The 21,102-nt window shown below is 72.2% G+C and carries 17 protein-coding genes; 11 read left to right on the top strand and 6 right to left on the bottom strand.

Annotated features, from left to right (window positions below; translation table 11 throughout):
- Nucleotides 1-88: 88 nt before the first annotated feature.
- The 7 genes from MRBLMG1_RS29070 to MRBLMG1_RS29100 all read left to right on the top strand — a co-directional run bounded on the left by MRBLMG1_RS29070 (nucleotide 89) and on the right by MRBLMG1_RS29100 (nucleotide 8,811).
- Nucleotides 89-1,174, top strand: coding sequence for an LLM class flavin-dependent oxidoreductase (locus tag MRBLMG1_RS29070; RefSeq protein WP_367827110.1), 1,086 nt, complete (start codon nucleotides 89-91; stop codon nucleotides 1,172-1,174).
- A complete protein-coding gene (locus MRBLMG1_RS29075) occupies nucleotides 1,171-1,785 on the top strand; it encodes an FMN reductase (protein WP_367827111.1) in 615 nt (204 codons plus the stop codon). The genes MRBLMG1_RS29070 and MRBLMG1_RS29075 overlap by 4 nt, the downstream gene beginning before the upstream one ends.
- Nucleotides 1,786-1,846: 61 nt before the next feature.
- A complete protein-coding gene (locus tag MRBLMG1_RS29080; protein WP_367827112.1) occupies nucleotides 1,847-4,726 on the top strand; it encodes a helix-turn-helix transcriptional regulator in 2,880 nt (959 codons plus the stop codon).
- A gap of 137 nt (nucleotides 4,727-4,863) precedes the next feature.
- The gene (locus tag MRBLMG1_RS29085; protein ID WP_367827113.1) at nucleotides 4,864-6,111 is read left to right on the top strand and encodes a PucR family transcriptional regulator; all 1,248 of its coding nucleotides are present in this window, start codon (nucleotides 4,864-4,866) and stop codon (nucleotides 6,109-6,111) included.
- A gap of 138 nt (nucleotides 6,112-6,249) precedes the next feature.
- A complete protein-coding gene (locus MRBLMG1_RS29090) occupies nucleotides 6,250-7,101 on the top strand; it encodes an alpha/beta fold hydrolase (RefSeq protein WP_367827114.1) in 852 nt (283 codons plus the stop codon).
- Between the two features lie 41 nt (nucleotides 7,102-7,142).
- Nucleotides 7,143-8,051 carry a helix-turn-helix domain-containing protein gene (locus MRBLMG1_RS29095; protein ID WP_367827115.1) on the top strand — a complete coding sequence of 303 codons (909 nt, stop codon included), beginning with the start codon at nucleotides 7,143-7,145 and terminating at the stop codon, nucleotides 8,049-8,051.
- Between the two features lie 46 nt (nucleotides 8,052-8,097).
- A complete protein-coding gene (locus MRBLMG1_RS29100; RefSeq protein ID WP_367827116.1) occupies nucleotides 8,098-8,811 on the top strand; it encodes an alpha/beta fold hydrolase in 714 nt (237 codons plus the stop codon).
- Between the two features lie 105 nt (nucleotides 8,812-8,916).
- Here MRBLMG1_RS29100 and modA read toward each other — a convergent pair whose 3' ends face one another.
- Together modA and MRBLMG1_RS29110 are read right to left on the bottom strand one after the other, a co-directional pair.
- Nucleotides 8,917-9,729 (bottom strand): molybdate ABC transporter substrate-binding protein, encoded by an 813-nt coding sequence (gene modA / locus MRBLMG1_RS29105; protein WP_367827117.1) that lies wholly within the window; start codon nucleotides 9,727-9,729, stop codon nucleotides 8,917-8,919.
- A gap of 92 nt (nucleotides 9,730-9,821) precedes the next feature.
- On the bottom strand, nucleotides 9,822-10,211 hold the full coding sequence (locus MRBLMG1_RS29110) for a TOBE domain-containing protein (RefSeq protein WP_367827118.1): 390 nt from the start codon (nucleotides 10,209-10,211) through the stop codon (nucleotides 9,822-9,824).
- Nucleotides 10,212-10,483: 272 nt separating this feature from the next.
- Between MRBLMG1_RS29110 and MRBLMG1_RS29115 the strand changes: the two genes are divergently transcribed.
- Both MRBLMG1_RS29115 and MRBLMG1_RS29120 read left to right on the top strand, forming a co-directional pair.
- Nucleotides 10,484-10,669: a CsbD family protein gene (locus MRBLMG1_RS29115; protein WP_367827119.1), complete on the top strand. Its 186-nt coding sequence runs from the start codon at nucleotides 10,484-10,486 to the stop codon at nucleotides 10,667-10,669.
- A 197-nt stretch (nucleotides 10,670-10,866) separates the two neighbouring features.
- Nucleotides 10,867-11,538, top strand: coding sequence for a CPBP family intramembrane glutamic endopeptidase (locus MRBLMG1_RS29120; RefSeq protein WP_367827120.1), 672 nt, complete (start codon nucleotides 10,867-10,869; stop codon nucleotides 11,536-11,538).
- 54 nt (nucleotides 11,539-11,592) lie between these two features.
- On the opposite strand, the gene MRBLMG1_RS29125 is transcribed toward MRBLMG1_RS29120, so the two are convergent.
- The 4 genes from MRBLMG1_RS29125 to MRBLMG1_RS29140 all read right to left on the bottom strand — a co-directional run bounded on the left by MRBLMG1_RS29125 (nucleotide 11,593) and on the right by MRBLMG1_RS29140 (nucleotide 17,333).
- A complete protein-coding gene (locus MRBLMG1_RS29125; RefSeq protein WP_367827121.1) occupies nucleotides 11,593-13,344 on the bottom strand; it encodes an alpha/beta hydrolase in 1,752 nt (583 codons plus the stop codon).
- Nucleotides 13,345-13,438: 94 nt separating this feature from the next.
- The gene (locus MRBLMG1_RS29130) at nucleotides 13,439-14,479 is read right to left on the bottom strand and encodes a hypothetical protein (RefSeq protein ID WP_367827122.1); all 1,041 of its coding nucleotides are present in this window, start codon (nucleotides 14,477-14,479) and stop codon (nucleotides 13,439-13,441) included.
- On the bottom strand, nucleotides 14,476-15,807 hold the full coding sequence (locus MRBLMG1_RS29135; protein ID WP_367827123.1) for an MFS transporter: 1,332 nt from the start codon (nucleotides 15,805-15,807) through the stop codon (nucleotides 14,476-14,478). Before MRBLMG1_RS29135 ends, MRBLMG1_RS29130 begins: the two co-directional genes overlap by 4 nt.
- Nucleotides 15,808-15,950: 143 nt before the next feature.
- The gene (locus MRBLMG1_RS29140; protein ID WP_367827124.1) at nucleotides 15,951-17,333 is read right to left on the bottom strand and encodes a DUF7594 domain-containing protein; all 1,383 of its coding nucleotides are present in this window, start codon (nucleotides 17,331-17,333) and stop codon (nucleotides 15,951-15,953) included.
- Nucleotides 17,334-17,653: 320 nt separating this feature from the next.
- On the opposite strand from MRBLMG1_RS29140, the gene MRBLMG1_RS29145 reads away from it, so the two are divergent.
- Nucleotides 17,654-18,859: a HupE/UreJ family protein gene (locus MRBLMG1_RS29145; RefSeq protein WP_367827125.1), complete on the top strand. Its 1,206-nt coding sequence runs from the start codon at nucleotides 17,654-17,656 to the stop codon at nucleotides 18,857-18,859.
- A 155-nt stretch (nucleotides 18,860-19,014) separates the two neighbouring features.
- The gene (locus MRBLMG1_RS29150; RefSeq protein ID WP_367827126.1) at nucleotides 19,015-21,072 is read left to right on the top strand and encodes an MMPL family transporter; all 2,058 of its coding nucleotides are present in this window, start codon (nucleotides 19,015-19,017) and stop codon (nucleotides 21,070-21,072) included.
- Nucleotides 21,073-21,102: the final 30 nt, after the last annotated feature.

Consider the following 21,102-nt stretch of genomic DNA (forward strand, 5'->3'; position numbering starts at 1 on the left):
CGCCGGGTGACGCCGGAGCACCCGGCGTCACCCCGGCCCCCGGTTCCCCCGGGCGGGAACCGCACGAGCTCAGGAGAGCAGACACCCCATGCAGTTCGGCATCTTCACCGTCGGGGACGTGACCCCCGACCCCACCGACGGCCGCACTCCTACCGAACGCGAGCGCATCAAGGCGATGGTCGCCATCGCGCTCAAGGCCGAGGAGGTCGGGCTCGACGTCTTCGCGACCGGCGAGCACCACAACCCGCCGTTCGTGCCGTCGTCACCGACGACCATGCTCGGCTACATCGCCGCCCGCACCGAGAAGCTGATCCTGTCCACGTCCACGACGCTGATCACCACGAACGACCCGGTGAAGATCGCCGAGGACTACGCGATGCTCCAGCACCTGGCCGACGGCCGCGTCGACCTCATGCTGGGCCGCGGCAACACCGGCCCGGTGTACCCGTGGTTCGGCCAGGACATCCGCCAGGGCGTCCCCCTCGCCAAGGAGAACTACGCGCTGCTGCGCCGGCTGTGGCGCGAGGACGTCGTGGACTGGGAGGGCACCTTCCGTACGCCGCTCCAGGCCTTCACCTCGACACCGCGGCCCCTGGACGGCGTCCCGCCCTTCGTCTGGCACGGCTCCATCAGGTCCCCCGAGATCGCCGAGCAGGCCGCCTTCCACGGCGACGGCTTCTTCCACAACAACATCTTCTGGCCGGCCGACCACACCAGGCGCATGGTGCAGCTCTACCGGCGCCGGTTCGCGCACCACGGTCACGGCCGACCGGAGGACGCCGTCGTCGGCCTGGGCGGACAGGTCTTCATGCGCAAGAACTCCCAGGACGCCGTACGGGAGTTCCGTCCCTACTTCGACAACGCGCCGGTGTACGGCCACGGCCCCTCGCTCGAGGACTTCACCGAGCAGACCCCGCTGACGGTGGGCTCTCCCCAGCAGGTCATCGAACGGACCCTGTCGTTCCGGGAGACCGTCGGCGACTACCAGCGCCAGCTCTTCCTGATGGACCACGCGGGCCTGCCCCTGAAGACCGTGCTCGAACAGCTCGACATCCTCGGCGAAGAGGTCGTGCCCGTACTGCGGAGGGAATTCGCGAAGGGACGTCCGGCCGACGTGCCGGAGGCCCCCACGCACGCGTCCCTCCGAGCCGTCCGGGAGGTGTCCGCCGCATGAAGCTCCTCGTCGTCTCCGCGGGGCTGAGCACCCCCTCCTCCACCCGCCTGCTCGCCGACCGGCTGGCCGAGTCGGCCGGCGCCGAACTCGCCGCCCGGGGGCAGGCGGCCTCGACCGAGGTCGTGGAGCTGCGCGCCCTGGCCCGCGACATCGCCGACCACCTCGTCACCGGTTTTCCGTCGCCGCGACTGGGCGCCGCGATCGACGCGGTGACGTCGGCCGACGGCCTGATCGTCGTGACTCCGGTGTTCGCGGCCTCCTACAGCGGTCTCTTCAAGTCCTTCTTCGACGTGATCGACCCGGACGCCCTCTCCGGGAAACCGGTCCTGATCGCGGCGACGGGCGGCACCGCCCGCCACTCCCTGGTCCTGGAGCACGCCGTGCGCCCGCTCTTCGCCTACCTTCGCGCCGTCGTCGTCCCCACCGCCGTGTTCGCGGCCTCCGAGGACTGGGGCTCGGGGGGAGACGAGTACACCGACGGCCTGCCGGGCCGCGTCCGCCGGGCGGGCGCCGAGCTCGCCGCGCTCACGGCGGCGCGCCCGGTCGGGGAAGAGCCCGAGGACGACGTCACCGTCCTCGAACGGCAACTCGCCGACCTGCGCTTCGACTGAGACGGGCCCCCGGGGCCGGGCGGCGCCGGGGTGGTCCACATGGTTCATACTGTTCCGCCGTATGAGCGTAGACCGAGTGACGACAAGGACCGTGCCCGAGGGATCCGACGGTGTACGGACGCCCCTCCGCGGCAGGGACGCCGAACTGGCGTTCGTCGAGGCGCGGCTCGACGCGCTCGACCGGGGCGAAGGCGGGATCATCCGCGTCGAAGGCCCCGCCGGCATCGGCAGGTCCAGGATCCTCGCGGAGGCCGCGGCAGCCGCGCGGCGGCGCGGGACGAGGGTGTTCGAGGGAGCGGCGGACCCCGACGGACAGTTCGTGCCGCTCGGCCCGCTCCTCGACGGTCTGCTCTCCGGCGAGGAACCGCTGTCGGGAGCCGTCCGCCTCAGGGACCTCGCCACGACCCCGGGCCAGCGCTTCTGGCTGCTCCAGGAACTGGGGGACCGCCTGCGGGAGACGGCTCGAAACGGCCCCCTGCTCGTCGTCCTCGACGACCTCCAGTGGTGCGACGACCTGACCCTTCTCACCTTCAACACCCTCGCGGCCGGACTCTCCTCGCACGCCATCCTGTGGCTGGTCGCCGTGCGCGGCGGCAGCGTGCCGTCGGGCGTGCGCACGACCCTGGACAGGATCCGGCGGGCCGGCGCACACGAGCTGGCACTCGGAGCACTGGAAGACCGGGAGATCGCACGGATCACCGAGGACGTCCTGGGCGCCCCACCCGACCCGGACGTCCTCCGTCTCGCCCACCGCGCCGAGGGGGTGCCACAGCTCCTGGTCGAGCTCCTCGGCCGGCTTCGGGAGGAGGACGCGGTGACGATCCGGAACGGCACGGCCAGGCTGCCGGCCGGACCCCCGGCCCCCCGGGAACTCCCCTCTGTCGTACGCCGCCTCGACCAACTGTCCGACGAGGCACGGAAGCTGGTGCAGACGGCGGCCGCCGTGGGCGGCCCGGTCACCGTCGCGCTGCTGGCCGAACTGCTCGGCACGTCCTCCGCGGCGCTCATCACGGCCGTACGGGAATCCCTCGACGCCGACCTGCTCACCGAGAGCGGTGACCGCCTCGCCTTCCGCCACGACCTGATCCGCGAGGCGGTGGAAGCCGGCCTCCCCCTGCCCCTGCGTCAGGCCCTGCGTGGACAAGCCGCACAGGTGCCGCCGGGGAGCACGGCATCCCCCGCCGAGCGTCACGCGCCGCCGGCCGGGAGGGCACCCTCAGACGCGGCGGAGGCCCGGAGAGCGGGCGCAGGAGACGCTGCGGAGGCCGACCGGCTGCGCATCGCCGCGGCGGAACTCGCGGCCACCGCTCCCGGACCCGCCGCGGAGCACAGCCTCAAGGCCCTGGAACTCACCACGGCGGACGCTCCGGAGCGTCCTCGGGTCATCGCCGAGGCGATCCCGCTGCTCTGGCAGACGGGGCGGGCCGTCCAGGCGCGTGAGCTCGGAGCCTCCGCCCTGGCCGACGGCGGTCTCGGACCCGAGGACGAGGCGCGCATACGCCTCGCCCTGGCACGCCTCTCCGTTCCGTACGACTTCTCCGAGGCGGTCCGGCAGGCCCGCGCGGGCGCGGCACTGCCCGGGATCCCCGTGGACGTGCGGGGGCGACTGCTCGCCATGCTCGCCGTCGGTCTGTCGATGTCGGGCGAGCACGCGGCGGCCGAACAGGTCGCCGCGGAGGCGTGGGACACAGCTGCCGCGGCGGGGGACCGCACCGCCGAGGCCACGTTGACGACGGTCCGCTCGGCCGTGAGTTTCCACCGCATGGACCTGACCGAGGCGTTCCGGCAGGCCGAACGGTCCGCCGCGCTGGCCGAGGCCCTGGGCGTCACCACCTCGCTGTGGGTACCGGAGGCCTTGTGGCACGCGCTCCTGTCGCACACCACCGGGCGCTCCGAGGATGCGCTCGCCATCGCGGAGGAGGGTGTCCGCATCACCAGGGAGCAGGGCCGGACGGCCGCCACCCGCATGTGGCTCATGACCCGCTCCCGCATCCTGCTGGAAGCCGGACGGCTGGCGGACGCCCGGGCCGACGCCGAAGCCGCGTCGCCGACGACCGACGATCCCGGACCGGGAAACCTCGCCGACGTCACGCTCAGGTACGTGATGCTGCGCGTCGCCCTCCACAGCGACGACCAGCCGACCGCACGAGCGTACGCGGCGCAGGCGAGGCGCATGCGGAGCGACGGCGCACCCGTCGTCCGGCACTTCGGCTCCTGGATGCTGGCACTCATGGCCGACTTCGAAGGCCGGCCCGACCGTGCCATGGCCGAACTCGACGAGGTGATGATCTCGCCCGCCGAGGACCGGCCCGCCTACGCCGGCCTGATCGACCCCGCCGACGCCCCGGTCCTCGTCCGCCTGGCCCTGCGCGCCGGCGCCCACGAACGGGCCGCGCAGGCGGTCGCGCTTGCCGAGCGGCGAGCCGCGCTCAACCCCGACCTCACGTTCCTCGCCGCCACCGCCGCGCACGCCCGGGGGCTCCTCGACAACGACCTGGGGCAGTTGGTACGCGCCGTCCGGTTGTACGAGGACTGCCCTCGGCTGCTGGCCCGGGCCTCGGCACTGGAGGACGCGGGACGCAAGCTGGCGGCCACCCGCAGGTCCGAAGCGGTGCCGTACTTCGAGACGGCCCTCGCCCTCTACGCGCGAGCGGGCGCCGCACGGGACGAGGCCCGGGTGCGCCGGCGCCTGCGGGCCGCCGGTGTCCGCCGACGGCCCTCGCCGGCCGCACTCGACGGCGCATGGCCCGAGCTGACGGCCGCGGAGACGCGGGTCGTACGGCTCGTGGCCCGAGGGCTGACCAACCGACAGGTGGCCGAGCACCTCTCCGTCTCGCCGCACACGGTGGGCTCGCACCTGCGCCGGGCCTTCACCAAGCTGGACATCACCTCGCGCGTCGACCTGACCCGCCTGGTGAGGCATCGCGACAGCGGAGAGTAGTCGCTTCGTATCCCCTGCGGGTGCCACGGCGATGGACGATTCGTGTGATGTGCCCACGTCGCCCCTTCCTCAGAATGATCAAGAGCCGCGGAATGGAGAAGTCCGCGGGGAACCGTTGATCGAGAGAGGAACAGCGCATGACCGTCAGGCTCCAGCGGGCCCGCCCCGGCAGCCCCGAGCTCCAGGCACTCGTCGACGACCTCGCAGAGCGGCTCGGCCGGTCCGTCGCCGTCGACGACCCGCTGGTCCGCATGGTCTGCACGAGCCGCCACTTCGGCGACGAGGACCCGGTCCGCATCGGCACCCTGCTGCAGGGCCGCGCCGACAACGCGGCCATCCGCTACGTCCTCGCCCAAGGCGTGACCCAGTGGTCCCGGGCCGGATTCATCGGCGGCCGTGACGATCTCGGACTGCTGCCCCGTTACGTCGTACCCCTGCGCGAGCGCGGGCACCTCCTCGGTCTGCTCCTGGTGGTCGTGCCCGACAAGACGCTGGGGGAGCAGGAGACCACGGCCATCGCCCGGGCCGCGGACGCCATGTCGGCCCAGATGTACGGAGAGCGGATCGCCGCCGACACCCGGAAGACCGACGAACGGGACCTGGCCCTCGCACTCGTGGGCGCCGACGTCGCCGCACGCACCACCGCGCGTCGGCGCGGCATGGAACTGGGGCTGCTCGGGGCGGGGGAGCACGTCCTGGTCACCGTCGTCCAGCTGAGCTGCGGGACGGAGCTCGTGCGACAGTCCGAGGCCGCCCTGTGGGCGGCGTTGGAGGGCTTCCGGCAGACGCGCTCCGCCCAGGGTCTCGTCGCGATCGGCAAGGAGCGGGCGGTACTGCTCCAGCTTCGCGGCCGGCCGCCGCGCCCGGACGAGGTCGCCGCCCAGTCCGCTCGCATCCTCGACGAACTCCGCACCTTCCTCGATCCGTCGGCGGACCCCGTCATCGGTGTCGGTGGCCGGCACGCCGGTCTGGACGACGCGTGGACCTCGTACGAGCAGGCGCTGGTGGCGGCCCGCGCGGCTCGCCGACTGCCCTCCCTGAAGAGCGCCGGCGACTGGGAGCTGCTCGGGGAACTCGCCGTGCTGCTCCAGCTTCCCGAGCACACCCTGAACGCGTCCCTGATCCCGAAGCCGCTCCGTACGCTGACCGAGGCCCATGGCGGCGACCGCCTGCGGGACACCCTGCGCTGCTTCCTCGAACACGCCGGATCGATTCCCAAGACAGCGGACACGCTGGGCATCCACCGCACCTCGCTCTACTACCGCCTGCGGCAGATCCAGGAGATCACCGGACTCGACCTCGACGACGGCGCCCACCGGCTCACGCTCCACCTCGGCCTCAGGATCGGGGAACTCCTCGCGCCGGGCGCCGACGCAGCCGCCTGACCTCCGACCCGCTTCGACAAAGCGAGGAGGAACCACGGCCCGATTCCTACAGCTCGCGGTGGTGCGGGCGACGGGCCCCATTCGATGATGTGACGGACGGGCGGGGACGACGTACCGCCTCTGACCAGGGGAGAGGTCATGAAGGAACTGATCACGACGGACGGCGTACGGCTCGCCTACCAGGACACCGGCGGCGAGGACGTCCCCCTGGTGATGCTGCACGGCTGGGGGCAGACGCAGGCGATGTTCCGCCACCAGATCGAGGGGTTGGCGCCCGGTCGCCGCATCGTCACCGTCGACCTCCGCGGCCACGGGCAGTCCGGCAAGCCGCAGCACGGCTACCGCATCGCCCGGCTCTCCCGCGACGTGCTCGAACTCGTGGACCATCTCGGTCTCGACCGCTTCGACGCACTGGGCTGGTCCATGGGCGTCTCGGTGTGGTGGAGCTTCGTCGACCAGTACGGGACCGGACGGATCCGCCGCTTCGTCGCCGTCGACCAGCCCGCGGCGGTCGCCGCCGTGCCGTGGATGACCGAGCGGGAACAGCGGGACTCCGGTGCCATCTTCGACGTGTCGGGGCTGCTCTACCTGGGCGCGGCCCTCGCGGGGCCGGAAGGCGACACGGTCCGCGCCGACTTCGTGCGCGGCATGTTCTCCGGCGAGCCCGACCCCGAGCTGCTGGCCTTCGTCGCCGAGCAGATCGGGTCGACACCCGCCTACGCGGGCGTACCGCTGCTGTTCGACCACTGCGCGCAGGACTGGCGCGACGTGCTTCCCCGGATCGACGTGCCGACCCTGGTGATCGGCTGCGAGGGAAGCCATGTGCACCCCGATTCACAGCGCTTCGTCGCCGAGCGGATTCCCGGCGCACGCCTGCACGTCTTCCCCTCCGGCGTGGCGAGCTCGCACTTCCCCTTCCTGGAGAACCCGCCGGCCTTCAACGCCGTGGTGGAGAAGTTCCTGGCCGAGGAGCCGGCGAGAGGGGCGTGACCCCGTACTCCGCCCGCACGAACTCACAGCCAGGAATCCCCATGCCCCTCACACTGGTGTCACGTACTCCCGAACGGGTGCCCCGGCAGGCGTCCGACCCGACCCCGCCCTCCTCCCGCTCGGGGTGGCTGGTCCAGATGCTCTCCGAGATGCCGGATGCGTACGACCGGAACCACGTCTACCTCGGCGTCCACGTCCGCGGGCCCGTCACCGTCGTCCACGAGCGTGCCACGACCCTGTTGGAGCCGAACGACCTGGTCTTCTGCGACCCGGCCCGACGGCGCCTGCTGCGGTTCGGCGAGGACTGCCAGATGATCTTCTTCCGGGTGCCGCGCTGCTATCTGGGCGTCACGGAGCCGGAACTCGACCAGGTGCTCGGCGTGCCCGTGCGCGGCGGGGAGGGGATCGGGGCGCTGGCCTCCGACTTCCTGACCGCGCTGGCCGCCAAGGCCGAGTTCCGCCGGTCCACGATCGGGGACCGGCGTGCCCGGACGGCCGTACACCTCCTCTCCGTCCTGGTCATGGAGCTCCTCGAAGCGGACACGACGGACGACGCCGACGACGCGCCCGGGGCCGTCAACGAGATGCTGTCCCGCATCCACGCCCACATCGAGGAACACCTGACGGACCCGGACCTCTCGCCGGAGTCGATCGCACGCGCCCACCACATCTCCGTCCGGTACCTGCAGAAGCTCTTCCAGAACGACGGCAGCACGGTGAGCCAATGGGTGCGGCAGCGCAGGCTCGAGTCCTGCCGGTTCGAGCTGGGCCGCTCCACCCGGAGAACCACGATGGCCGCGGTGGCACACCGCTGGGGCTTCAGCAGCCCCTCGCACTTCAGCCGCACGTTCCGCGGGGCCTACGGCATGAGCCCCAGCGAATGGCAGGCCCTGGCGACCTCGGCCTTCGCACCGATGACCGCCGACGCCCAGGGCGAACGACGGCCGTGAGACGCGTGCGCGCCGTCCTGCCCGACACACCGAGAAGAGAAATCGCATGCCCCACCCCACCGTCGTCCTCGTGCACGGTGCCTTCGCCGACGCGACCGGCTGGATAGGCGTCATCGCGGAACTGCGGAGCAGCGGCATCCCGGTGATCGCCCCGCCGAACCCGCTCCGGGGCTTGGCCTCGGACGCCGCCTACCTCGCCTCCGTCCTGACACAGGTCGAGGGGCCGGCCGTACTCGTCGGCCACTCGTACGGCGGTGCGCTGATCACCGTGGCCGGCGCCGCGGAGAACGTCGTGGGGCTCGTCTACGTGGCCGCCTACGTGCCCCATGAGGGCGAGAGCCTCGGCCGGCTCCAGGCCCGCTTCCCCGATCCTCCGCTGACGGGCAACCTGAAGCAGCGGACCTACCCGCTCCACGACGGCGACCACGCGGTCGAGGTCACCGTCGACGAGACGGCCTTCCCCTCCGTCTTCGCGGCGGACGTGCCCGAGGACGTCGCCGGCGTCCTGGCTGTGACCCAACGCCCCCTCGCCGCAGCCGCGTTCACCGAGACCGCAGCCGTGGCGGCATGGCGGACGAAACCGTCCTGGGCCCTGGTCGCCGGAGCCGACCGCATGATCAGCCCCGACGTCCAGCGCTTCGGTGCCGCACGGGCCGGCGCCGTCGTCGTCGAACTTCCCGACGCCTCGCACGCCGTCGCCCTCTCCGAGCCCACCAGGGTCGCCGACCTGATCAGGGCCGCCGTACGAGCGACGAGCTGACCGACCGAACGCACCGGCTCCCGCCGAGGCCGAGCCAGTGCGTCACGTCAGTGCCCACGACGCCGGTCGAGCCGGTCCCTCGCGCTCCGAGCGCCCCTGGAACCCCTACGGCTTCTGGAAGCCGGCGTCCTGGAGGATCTTCTGGCCCTCGGGCGAGGAGAGCCAGGCGACGAAGGCGGCGGCGGCCTCGGCGTTCTGCGATTCCTTCAGCGTGGCGGCCGGGTACTGGGCGATGGCGTTCTGGTCGTCGGGGATCTCGACGGCGTCGACCTTGTCCTTGGCGCTCTCGGCGTCGGTCTTGTAGACGAGGCCGGCGTCGGCCTCGCCGAGCTCGACCTTGCTGAGCACGGCGCGGACGTTGGGCTCCTGGGAGACCGGCTTCACCGTGATCTTCCGGGCGTCGAGGATCTTCTTGCTGTACTTGCCGGCGGGCACCCCGGGGGCCGCGAGGACGACCTTGAGCTTGGTGTCCGCGAGGTCCTTCAGGTCGTCGACCTTGAACGGGTTACCTTCGCCGGTGGCGATCACGAGCCGGTTCTGCGCGATGATCGCGGGGGTGCCGGTGTCGGCCTTCACCTTGTCCATGCTCTTGGTGTCGGCGGTGACGAGGACGTCGGCGGGGGAGCCCTGGGCGACCTGGGCGACGAGCTCCTGCGAGCCGGCGAAGGAGAAGGTGATCTTCGTGCCGGGGTGGGACTTCTCGTACGCGGCACCGGCCGTCTTGAACACGTCGGTGAGGGACGCGGCGGCGAGGACGGTGAGGTTCGCCTTCGGCGCGGCGCTAGCCGAGCCGGAGGCGGTGGAGCCGGCGGAGTCCTTCTCGGTGTCGTCGCTCGACGAGCAGGCCGCGAGCGGCACGACGAGGGCGGCGGTAAGGATGGCGACGGCCGTACGGCGTCTGGCGGGGGTGAGGGACATGACGGTCTGAACTCCTTGGGAACGAACGGAAAGTTCGGGAGAAAGGCCGGCCGCGCCAACGGCTGAGACATCTCGGTACTGCGTGAGGGGAATCAGGTGCGGTCGATGTGCACGCTGGTCGACTTCACGCGGGCGGTGGCCTGCATGCCGACTTTCAGTCCCAGTTCCTCCACGGCCTCACGGGTGAGGAGGCAGACCAGCCGGTGCGGACCGGCCTGGACGGTGACCTGGGCCGCGATGTCGCCGAGCTTGATCGCCGTGACGATGCCCGGGAACGCGTTGCGCGCCGACGTGTACGACGCGTCGTCGTCATCGCCCTGCGCGATCTCCACGGAGAACGCGGCCGGCGACTTGCCGTCGATCATTCGTCGACCGCTCTCGTCGCGGTGGGTCGCGACCCGCCCGGCGTGCGCCCAGCGCCGCGCCGTGTCCGGGCTCACGCCCAGCAGCCGCGCGGCCCGCCCGATGGTGTAGGACTGCATGTGCGACACCGTAGGGCTCAATCGCGCTCATTTGCAACAAAGTCGTGGGAGTCTCCATGGCGAATGAGAGGGGGCTTGGAGGAAGCCCCGTACCGCGGAGCCGTATGTGACTCAGCTGAGCTGTACGACGGCACAGCCGCACTCTGGGCCACACCCCCGATCCTCCGGGATGCAAGGTCGGGAAGGGGGCGTCCGGCCGGTGTCGACGAGCACCTTGGGCCGCCGAAACCTAACGTGGGGGGTGAGAACGCATGTGACGGAGGGACCAGGGCATGGACGGCGCCATGGACAAGGCCAAGGGCAGGATCAAGGAGATCGCCGGGAGGATCACGGGGCATGAGCGCCTTGAGGCCGAAGGCAAGACGGACCAGATGAAGGTCAAGATCCGCCGGAAGGTGACGAACGTGCGGCACCGGGCGGAAGGCATCAGGGATTCGCTGAAGCGCGACCACTCGTAGCGTGCCCTGGAGGGGCGAGACAGCCGCCGGTGCGACAGCCAAGGACGGAACCTCCAGTGCCCTGCCGCGATCGCGACGATGCCGAGCGGCCCGTAGGACGAGGGCGCCCCACCGCGGACGGTCGCGCGCGCAGCGGGTGGACGCACAGCGGCCGGGCGCGCGGCCGGTGGCGCGGGCCGATCGGCACGTGGCCCGCCGTGGCCCTCACGGTCGTCGTCCTCGTCGTGGCGAATCTGCTGCTGAACCGCTGGAGCGGCACGATCCGCCTGCTGGCGGCCGTCGCGGTGAGCGCCCTGCTGCTCGGAGTGCTCCGCTGGGCGGGAGGCACCCTGGCGGACGCGGGGCTGGCGCCCGGGACACTGGCCCGCGGTGCGAGGTGGGCGCTGGCCTTGGTGGGCGTCCTCGCCCTCGTCTATGCCGTGGGAGCGCTGCTGCCGGACACCCGCTCGCTGTTCGAGGACCGGCGGTACGACGGGATGACGGGGAGCGAGATGGCGGCGCGCGTCCTCGTGGTGGTCCCCGTCGGCACGGTCCTCGTGGAGGAGATCGCCTTCCGCGGAGTGCTCTACGGACTGGTCCGCCGGGCCCGTGGAGCGGTCTGGGCGACCGCCGTGTCGAGTGTGCTGTTCGGCCTGTGGCACGTCCTGCCGTCCCTGCACCTGGCGACGGCGAAGCCCGCGCTGGGCTCGGTCCTGGGGGACTCCGCGCTCGGCGCGGTCCTCGCGATCCTGGGCGCCGTGCTCTTCACGGCGGCGTCGGGTGTCCTCTTCTGCGAACTGCGCCGCCGCAGCGGCAGTCTGCTGGCCCCGATGGGGCTGCACTGGGCGGTCAACGCGTTCGGCTACGTCGTCGGCTTCCTGCTGCGCTGAGCTGAGGCGACCTGCGCCGAGTCGCGCGCGTGACCCAGGCCGCGCGAGGCCGGCTCAGTTTTCCGGCGGCTGGATGACGTCCCGCAGCCGGTCCAGGTCCTGCGGCGTGACGTCCGGAGGCCGCATGACGGCGTTCCAGCCGTCGACGTACGCGGCCTTGTACGTGTGACCGTGGCCGTCCGGCACACCTGTGGAGAACGGCAGGTCCGCTGTGACCTGCCAGAAGGTCACGAAGGGGATCCAGACCATTCCTTCGAGGACGTCGCTGCCGGGCGCCTGGCCGATCCAGTCGGGTTCGGAGAGCGCCAGTTTCGGGCTCCACCAGACGATCGGGTCGGACGGGTGCATGAGGTAGAGCACGCGCGTGCCCTTCCACGGCGGGCCCTCGGGAGGGATTCCGGAGGCCGGGTCGTCGGTGAACCGTACGGTCCGCCCCTGCTGGTAGACGGGCTCGATCTCCGGGCTTCCGGCGTCGCGCCGGTCGCTGAACTCGCGGAACAGGGTGTTGAAGTTCGGCGGGCCGGCGAACAGGGTGCCGGCGGTGCGGTTGCGGAGGTCGTACTCGCCGCTGAAGGCCGCCTCGCCGCCGAACGACCCCAGGCTCTCGCCGGCGACGTACAGCCGGGGGCGCTGGTCCTGGGGCAGCTTGGACCAGACGTCGTAGACCGCGTCGAAGAGTTCGCGGCCGGCCTGGCGCGCCTTGGACTGGTCCACGAGATAGGAGAGCCACGACGGCAGGTACGAGTACTGCAGGGCCACGGTGGCGGAGTCGCCGTTGCCGAGGTACTCGAAGGAGTCCACGGCGGCCGGGTCGACCCAGCCGCTTCCCGTGGTGGTCATGACGAGCAGGTTCGCGCGCTCGAAGCCGCCGGCCCGCCGGAGGTCGGCGACGGCCCGTTCGGCGCGCGCCTCCGTGTCGTCGGCGGTCTCGAGTCCGGCGTAGGCCCGGACGGGCTCCTGCGCCGTGCGGTGGGTGAAGGCGCCGATGTCCCGGGCCGTCGGACCGCTGCCGGTGAAGGCCCGGCCCTGGTAGCCCAGCGTGTCCCACGGCACCAGGGAACCGGGCCCGCCGGAGCGCAGGGCGGACGTGGGCTGCCGCACGCCCTCCGGCGTCGTCGTGTCACGCAGCGAGAAGGCCTCGTTGGCCGCGTTCACGATCCCCGACAGCAGGACGCCGCTGACGACGGACCACGTCAGGCCGACCACCACCACCCAGCCGACCACCCCGGCCGCGCGCGGCCCGATCCAGCGGCGGAGGTGACGGGCGAGCCACCGGTACGCGCGCCGCAGTCCCCGGCCCGTGAACAGCAGGAGCAGGAAGACGAGCGCGGCCACGAACGGGCAGGCGACGGCGGCGAGGACGTTGTAGTCGGTGACCCCCATGAGCCCGCGGATCTCGTGCTGCCAGTACTGGCCGAAGCCGAACGAGAGGCCGAACACTCCGATCGCGCAGATGACGAGGACGCGCCACGACCCGTGCGACGCGTCGCGCGGGTCGCGGTCGGCGAACGCGCGCCACACGTAGGCCAGGAGCACGCCGAGCCCGTAACCGATGGCCGCGCTGATGCCGCAGATCAGTCCCTGGAGCACCCCGCCGCGAGGCAGCAGCGACGGGGTGAAGGAGAGGCACGCGAGGAGGAGCGCACCCCAGCAGCCGGGGAGCGTGAGCCGGGGCGACCGACGGCGTTTCCCGGAGTCGGTCGCCGGCTCGGCGCCCTCGGCTTCCGCGCTGCCCGGAGAGCCGTTCCCGGCTTCCCCGCGGCCCGGAGAGCCGTCCGGCGGGGGCGTGTTCGCGTCAGGGGCCATGGCTGTCCTCCGAGGGAAATGATCCCAAGCCCGGACCGGACGTGCCACCCGTGACTCCCCGCGCCGTACGTGCCCCGTGGCGGGGGCCGTCGGGTCAGCCGAGTGCCGCGGGGGAGTGGGCGTTGCGGAGGAGGAGGCGGGGGGTGCCGGCGCCGGTGGCGGGGACGGACCAGAGGTCCTTGGTGCCGTCGTCGTGCTGCTGGGCGTAGGCGAGGGTGGTGGGGGAGAGCCAGGCGGCCTGGTCGTCGACGCTGCGGGTTTCGGCGGTGGGCGTGACGCGCTGGGTGGTGAGGTCGAGTACGGAGAGGCGCCAGCCGTGGGCGGGGTCGCCGTCGATGGGGGACTTGAAGGCGATCCGAGTGCCGTCGGGCGAGAGGGAGGGGCATTCGACGCGGTCGCGGAGGGTGCGGACGGTGCGGGCGGCGAAGTCGCCTCGGACCAGGTAGCGGTGGCCCTTGGTGTACATGGTGGCGTAGAAGGTGTTGTCGTCCTTGGTGAAGGTCACGCCCCAGAAGTTGACGTCGGCGGAGCGGTAGGGCTTGCCGTCCTTGACGACGGAGAACGTCTCGAGGGTCTTGAAGAGGGTCCCGGTCCTGGTGTCGTAGATGCCGGTGCGGGTGGCGAAGTTGAGGGTGGCGTAGCTGTCCCCGCCGACGAAGGAGGTCCAGGAGACCATGCGGCCGCTGGCGGAGACGCGGACCCGGTTGGGGACGCCGCTGACGGGGATGGTCTTGCGTTCCTTGAGTTCCGGTGACAGCAGGCGCATCACGACGGTGCCGAGGACCCCGTCGGAGTACAGGCAGGCGACCGTGCCCGCGGCGGCGTAGACGCGGTCGCACTTGGTCGTGGACACGGCGCGCTCACCGCCGGGGTCGGCCTTGTCGGTGGTCGTGATCTGTCCGGTGCTCGTCAGGGTCAGCAGCCGTGGACCGGGCTTGAGCGACACGGTCTCGGCGGTGACGGTCGTGTCGGCGGCCTGGGCGGAGGAGCTGTGCCGGGCATAGCCGATCGCGACGGCGGCGAGTGCGAGGGCCGCGACCAGCGTGGTCGCGAGGCGAGCCGTCCGTCCGGAGCGGCGCGGCGCGGGGGACGGGTCGGGGTCGGGCTCGGCCTGTGCGGTCGACTGCTCGCTCATGCGGTTTCCTCGGTGTCGGTGTCGGTGTCGGTGTGGGTGCCGGAGTCGGAGTGGGAGCCGGTGCCGGTGTCGGTACGGGTGCCGGGGCGGACGATCAGCAGGAACGCGGTGGCGGCGACCACCGGTACGACCAGGGCGGCGGCGCACCGGACGGCGGTGGCCGGGCCCCACAACTGCCAGGCGAGGCCGAAGAGGACGGACGAGGCGAGATAGGCCAGGGCCTGTCCCGTCTGGATGAGGGCCAGGCCGGTGGTGCGGAGGTGTGCGGGGAGTACGGGGCCGGCCAGCGCCATCAGCACGCCGTCGGTGGCGGCGTAGAAGGTGCCGTAGAGCACGAGCACCAGTGCCACCAGCGGCATGCCGTGCAGGGAGCCGGACAGGAGCAGGTAGACGCCGAGCAGGGCGGTGTAGCCGCCGAGTACGACGGGCAGGCGGCCGACGCGGTCGGCGAGGGCTCCGACCGGGACCGCGAGGAGGAGGTAGACGAGGCTGGTGCCGACCGCGAGCAGGGGGAAGGTGCTCAGCGAGACCTCCTCCCGGCGCTGCAGGAGAAGGTAGACGAAGCCGTCGCCGATGACGGCGAAACCGAGGAGGCAGGCCGCGACGACGAGGCGGCGCACTGGGGCGGACCGCAGGAGGGTCAGGGCCTCGCGAGGTGTGGCGACGGCGGCGGGGGGCCGTTCGTCGTGGCGGTCCCGGACGAAGAGGACGAGGACGACGACGCCGAGGGCCGCGACGCAGAAGCTGGTGACCAGGACGGCGTCGAAGGCCTGACCGGCGGCCGCGAGGACGGCGAGGGCGACGAGCGGCCCGAGGAACGCGCCGAAGCTGTCCATCGCCCGGTGCACGCCGAAGGCGCGGGCCAAGGCGTGCGGCGGGGCCGACAGGGTGATCAGGGCGTCCCGGGGAGCGGTGCGGAGTCCCTTGCCGGCCCGGTCGACGGCGATGACGAGGCCGATGGCCCCGGCGCTGCGCCCGACGGCGAGCAGGCCGAGTTTGGCCAGCGCGGACAGCGCGTACCCGATGCCCGCCACGGTCTTGGGTCTGCGCGACCGGTCCGCGACGTAGCCGCCGACGAGCCGCAGCAGCGCGGTCGCTCCGGTGTGGAGGCCGTCGAGCGTGCCGTAGGCAAGGGGGCTCATGGACAGCCCGACGACGAGGTACACCGGGAGGATCGCGGTGACCATCTCGGCGGAGACGTCGGTGAGCAGGCTGACCGTGCCGAGCGCGAACACGTTGCCGCCGACGGCCTTGATCCCGCGGAGGCGGGAGCGGCCCGCGGTGGGTGCGGCGTCGGCCCCCGGCCTGTCGATCGAGGACAGATACATGCGGGCGGACCTTTCGGGGCGGGGGAGCGGGGTGGGGCACGCGGCGGGGCCGGGGGTGCCCTCCCGGTTCGGGGTGGGGCACGCGGCGGGGCCGGGGGTGCCCTCCCGGCTGGGGGAGGGCACCGATCTCGCCGGGGTGCCCGTCAGTGGCAGGAGTTGGTGCCGCTGTCGGTGAAGGTCTTGCCCGCCTGGGGGACGAACTTCCAGTCGTAGCTGTTCGAGTGGAGGGTCAGCTTCAGGACGCCCCACGTGCTGCTGTTGCGGATCTCGCTGTTGGGCTGGATGGTGCCGAAGCCGCCGAGGCCGGTGCCGCCCATGCCGGCGACGAACTGCCGGACGCCTCGGCTGTTGTCGAGGCCGCCGGTGGCGTTCATGGGGGCGAAGCGCTCGTAGTTGTGGTTGTGACCGGTCACGATCACCTCGGCGTTGTTGTCGTACAGCGCCTGGTACAGCGGCTGGACGGAGGTGGCGGGGCCGTGGCTGGCGCCGGAGGTGTAGCGGGGGTGGTGCCAGTACGCGACGGTGCACGGCTTGGTGCTGGCCGTGAGGTCGCCGCGGAGCCACTGCTCCTGTGCCGAGCCGGCCGCGCAGGACACGACCGAGCAGTTGGAGTTGAGCGCGACGACGTGCCAGTTGCCCAGGTCGAAGGAGTAGTAGCCCTTGTTGGGGTCACCGGCGGAGGCGCCGAAGTAGTTGAAGTAACCCGACGCGCCCGAGGTGTGGTACTCGTGGTTGCCGGTGGCCGGCTTGGTGCGGGCCTTGTGCCTGCCCCACGTCGGGTCGTAGCAGTTGGTGTAGTCGGCCGCGGTGCCGTCCGGGTAGGCGGTGTCGCCGATGGCCATGACGGTGCCGCCGATGCCGTCCAGGAGGTCGGCGGTGGCCTCGTCACCCCCGGTGCCGCAGTCGGCGATGTCGCCGGCGCCGACGAGCACCGGGTCCCCGGTCGGGGCCGAGGTGGACGTCGTGGGGGTGGGCGTGGGGGTGGTACCGGTGGTGACCACCAGCTGCGGGGCGTCGGCGCCGGACTCGCGGGCGTCGTAGTACGCGCCGTCGGAGCTGGCGGAGCTGCCGCCGAAGCCGAAGGTGCCGTTGCCGGTCACGACGGAGGTCACGTCGATCTCGACCCACTGGTCGTTCGCCACCGCGCCGAGCGACGCGAGCGAGGCGCCGTCGATGAGCGGCTTGTTGTTCCAGGTGACAGCGGTCTCGGACCAGGTGGTGTCGCTCATCGACTTCCAGGTGCCGCCGTTGCCGCTGTTGCCGGTGCTGGTGACGCGGATCCGCAGCTTGGCGCTGGACACGCTGCCGGAGAGGCCGCTGACCGAGAACTTCAGGAACGACTGGCGCACCGGCGAGTTGTCCACGGTGAACAGCGCCGAGGTGCCGTAGTTGGTCGACGGCGTGGTGTCCTGCACGTAGGTGTCGGCCGCCGGCGTGAAGGTGGTGGTGGCCGCGCTGGCGGTGGGCGCGAAGGTCAGCAGGGCGGCGACGGCGGCGGTGGTCGTGGCGACCGCCGCGGTGGCCAAGGACGCTCTTCGGATGTGGCGGGTGCCCATCACGTGAATCCCTTCCGAGGTGAGGGTGGCTGCCTCGTGCACGAGGCAGTGAGGAACCTAGGGATCCGCTATGAGCCACGACTACAGCCGCCACGTGAACCTTGGGTGCCGGGTACATGAGCGTTTTCCCGTGTGACGGGGACGTATTGACAGGCGCCGTGGGCGTGTTGCCATGCGCCGCGGGAGGGGACTCCGTCGCGGTGGTGTGTCGTCGAGAGTTCAACGGGGCAGCACGACCTGGACATGTGCACGCCATTCGGCCCTCTCCTCTCCCGGCTCCACTCCTCGGCGTGACGATCGCGACTCCGCCGCCGGGACATCGAGGCGCACCCTCCGGAACGACCAGCGCGTGGCTCCGCGTCGTGCTGGGTGCCGTGGTACTCGCCGGGCTCCTCCTGTCGGGGACGGCCCCGGCCGCGTCGGCGCACGTCCCGACGACGGACGGGACGTCCGTGATCCGCCAGGACGGGGCGGCGGTGCGTTACACCCTGGAGCTGGACTACGACACCCTGACGAAGGCCGCCGGCCTCGGCGCGCTGCCGCGCGACACGAAGGACGCCGAGCACACGGCCTTCCTCGCCTCCCACCGCGCGGGGCTCGCCACGTACCTCTCCGACCGCCTCACCGTCACCCTCGACGGCTCGCCGTGCCCCGCCGAGCTCGGCGACACGGGCATCACGAAGCGGCAGCGGTTCCTCTACGCGCGCCTGCTCCTCACCTACCGCTGCCCGGGCGCGGGAAGCGGCGAATTCACCGTGAGGTACGGGGTGTTCTCCGAAGCGGACGCCATCGGCGCCGAGCACACCAACATGGTCGACTACGAACTCGGCGGCTCCGGCGGCAGCGACGTCTTCGACACCGGCCACCGTGAACTGCGGGCCGGCCACGCCGCCGCGAGCCCGGGTGCCGCGCGCTCCGACGGCCCCGAAAGCTCCTGGTCGCCGACGGGCCGTTTCGCGTCCCTCGGCCTGGAACACATCCTGGGCGGCATCGACCACGTGCTCTTCCTGGTGCTCCTGCTGCTCGGCGCGGAAGGATGGCGCAGCGTCCTCCGGCTCGCCACCAGCTTCACCGTGGCCCACAGCGTGACGCTCGCCCTGGCCGTGCTCGGGTGGGTCGACGTCCCCACCGAGATCGTCGAACCCCTCATCGCCCTGTCCATCGTGTACGTCGCCGTCGAGAACATCACGCGCGGCGAATCGCGGCACCGCGTCCTCGTCGTCTTCGGGTTCGGCCTGCTGCACGGCCTCGGCTTCGCCGGCGCCCTCGACTTCACCGACGACTTCAGCGGTCGGCTCCTTGTCTCGCTCCTGAGCTTCAACCTCGGCATCGAACTCGGCCAACTCGCCATCGTGACCGTGGCGTTCCCCCTGATCCTGCTCGCGCGCCGACGCTCCTGGTCGACCCTCGCCCACATCGGCACGGCCGCCGCCGTCGGCGTCATCGGCCTCGTCTGGTTCGTCGAGCGCCTGCTGCCGTCGGGCGGCGCCGCGTAGCCGCGGGCGGGGTCCCCGTACTCCCGGGGGAGTAGTCACGGGCCCGGGCCGCCCCAGGGAGTAGCCCGCGAGTCGGTCTTCAGCGCGACGAATCCCCCTTCCGGCGGCGGGAGTCTGGGACGGACCCGATGAGGAACGACGGAGGGAGGCCCGCGATGGGGGGCCGTAAGAGGATCGTCGGCTGGGGGGTGCTGGCGCTGTGGGTGCTGGTGATCGCCCTGGCGGCGCCGCTCGCCGGGAAGCTCGGCGACGTACAGCGGGACCGGGCCGTGGACTACCTGCCGGCGAGCGCGGACTCGACGCAGGTGGCGAGGATCACCGAGCAGTTGCCCGGAGGGGACTCCACCGACCTCGTGCTGGTCTACCACCGGGACGGTGGACTGACCGCAGCGGAGCGGGACACCGCCGCACGGGAGGTGGCGAGGGTCGCCGCCGAGCACCGGCTGACGTCGACGCCGAGGCCCGTCCCCTCCGAGGACGGCACCACCGTGATGTACGCCGTGTCCAGCAACGAGCCCGGTATGGACGAGAAGGCCAGGGACGCCTTCGTGCACGACGTCCGTGAGACGGTGAGCGGCGAGGTGGGCGGCCCCGGCGCGCTCGCCACGGACGCGAGCGAGGTGTACGAGTCGCTCGACGGCCCGCTGCTCTACACGACCGTCGCGGTCGTCGCCGTCCTGCTGGTCGTCATCTACCGCAGTCCGTTCCTGTGGCTCGTGCCGCTGGCCGCCGCCGGGGCCGCGAACTTCCTGGCGAGGGCCGTGACCTACGCCCTCCACCAGGGCTTCGACATCAGCGTCTCGGGCCAGAGCACGGGCGTCATGACGATCCTCGTCTTCGGCGCCGGCACGGACTACGCGCTGCTGCTCGTCTCGCGCTACCGGGAGGAACTGCGCCGCACGGTACGCCCGTACGACGCCATGGCCGCCGCACTGCGCGGCTGCGGGCCCGCCGTCCTCGCGTCCTCGGGGACCGTCGCGCTCGGCATGCTCTGCCTGCTCGCCGCGGACATGAACAGCAGCCGGGGCATGGGGCCGACGGCCGCGGTCGGGGTGCTGTGCGCGCTGGTCGCGATGACGACGCTGCTGCCCGCCCTGCTCGTGGTGCTCGGGCGACGGGTGTTCTGGCCGCTGATCCCGGCGTACGGGAGCGAGCCGAAGGCCGCCCGGCGGTCGCTGTTCGCGGCGATGGGCTCCTCGGCGGGCCGACGGCCGCTCGCCGTCCTCGTCGCGGGCGCCGCCGCCCTGGCGGCCCTCGGGCTCGGCGCGCTGAACCTGCCCGGCACCCTGAAGCAGGAGGACTCCTTCAGCACCACCCCGGAAGCGGTCACCGCGATGAAGACGCTGGCCGCCGCCTACCCCGAGAGGGGCACGCAGCCGATCACCGTCGTCGCCCCGACGGCGGGCGCCGCCGGTGCGCTGGAGACCGTGCGCGCGACGGGCGGGGTCGCGCAGGCCGAGCGCGGCCGGAGCGGTGACGGCTGGACGGAGATCTCCGTCGTCGCCGCGCACCCGCCGCAGTCCGCCGCCGAGACCGCGACCATCGAGGAGCTGCGGTCCGCGCTGGGCGAGGGGGTGTACGTCGGCGGGCCGAGTGCCGAGCAGCTGGACATGGCCGACACGAGTGCCAGGGACCGGAACATCGTCGTCCCGCTCGTCCTCGTCGTCGTGACGATCGTGCTGATCGTGCTGCTGCGCAGCCTGGTCGCACCGCTGGTGCTGGTCGCCGCGGTCGTCGCGGTCTGGGGCGCGGCCCTGGGCATCGGGGGCCTCGTCTTCGAGTCCGTCTTCGGGTTCGAGGGCACCGACCCCGGCCTGGGCCTGCTCTCGTTCGTCTTCCTCGTCGCCCTCGGCGTCGACTACGGGATCTTCCTGATGCACCGGATGCGCGAGGAGTGCCTGAAGGGGACGGAGCCGGGTGCGGCGGCCCTGACCGCGCTGCGGACGACCGGCGGGGTGATCGCCTCGGCGGGGCTCGTGCTGGCCGCCACGTTCGCGGTGCTGGTCAACATGCCGATGGTGCAGCTGGCGGAGCTCGGCTTCGTGATCGCGGTCGGCGTCCTGCTCGACACCTTCCTGGTCCGCACGTACCTCGTCACCAGTGCGAGCGTGCTGCTCGGCCGGAAGGTCTGGTGGCCGGGTCCGCTGGCCCGGGGGACCGGGGCGGACCCCGGTTCGCGGGCCGCGGCCGAGCCGGCGCCCGTACGGGTCTGATCAGGGGCGGGTGGGGGCTCCCCGGGCTAC

The organism is Streptomyces sp. LMG1-1-1.1 (assembly GCF_040815545.1).
Lineage (GTDB): Bacteria > Actinomycetota > Actinomycetes > Streptomycetales > Streptomycetaceae > Streptomyces.

What these genes read in the sequence shown, in the direction of transcription:
- MRBLMG1_RS29070 (WP_367827110.1), top strand. Translation starts at nt 89, where the DNA reads ATGCAGTTCGGCATCTTCACCGTCGGGGACGTGACCCCCGACCCCACC.
- MRBLMG1_RS29075 (WP_367827111.1), top strand. Translation starts at nt 1,171, where the DNA reads ATGAAGCTCCTCGTCGTCTCCGCGGGGCTGAGCACCCCCTCCTCCACC.
- MRBLMG1_RS29080 (WP_367827112.1), top strand. Translation starts at nt 1,847, where the DNA reads ATGAGCGTAGACCGAGTGACGACAAGGACCGTGCCCGAGGGATCCGAC.
- MRBLMG1_RS29085 (WP_367827113.1), top strand. Translation starts at nt 4,864, where the DNA reads ATGACCGTCAGGCTCCAGCGGGCCCGCCCCGGCAGCCCCGAGCTCCAG.
- MRBLMG1_RS29090 (WP_367827114.1), top strand. Translation starts at nt 6,250, where the DNA reads ATGAAGGAACTGATCACGACGGACGGCGTACGGCTCGCCTACCAGGAC.
- MRBLMG1_RS29095 (WP_367827115.1), top strand. Translation starts at nt 7,143, where the DNA reads ATGCCCCTCACACTGGTGTCACGTACTCCCGAACGGGTGCCCCGGCAG.
- MRBLMG1_RS29100 (WP_367827116.1), top strand. Translation starts at nt 8,098, where the DNA reads ATGCCCCACCCCACCGTCGTCCTCGTGCACGGTGCCTTCGCCGACGCG.
- modA (WP_367827117.1), bottom strand. Translation starts at nt 9,729, where the DNA reads ATGTCCCTCACCCCCGCCAGACGCCGTACGGCCGTCGCCATCCTTACC.
- MRBLMG1_RS29110 (WP_367827118.1), bottom strand. Translation starts at nt 10,211, where the DNA reads ATGCAGTCCTACACCATCGGGCGGGCCGCGCGGCTGCTGGGCGTGAGC.
- MRBLMG1_RS29115 (WP_367827119.1), top strand. Translation starts at nt 10,484, where the DNA reads ATGGACGGCGCCATGGACAAGGCCAAGGGCAGGATCAAGGAGATCGCC.
- MRBLMG1_RS29125 (WP_367827121.1), bottom strand. Translation starts at nt 13,344, where the DNA reads ATGGCCCCTGACGCGAACACGCCCCCGCCGGACGGCTCTCCGGGCCGC.
- MRBLMG1_RS29130 (WP_367827122.1), bottom strand. Translation starts at nt 14,479, where the DNA reads ATGAGCGAGCAGTCGACCGCACAGGCCGAGCCCGACCCCGACCCGTCC.
- MRBLMG1_RS29135 (WP_367827123.1), bottom strand. Translation starts at nt 15,807, where the DNA reads ATGTATCTGTCCTCGATCGACAGGCCGGGGGCCGACGCCGCACCCACC.
- MRBLMG1_RS29150 (WP_367827126.1), top strand. Translation starts at nt 19,015, where the DNA reads ATGGGGGGCCGTAAGAGGATCGTCGGCTGGGGGGTGCTGGCGCTGTGG.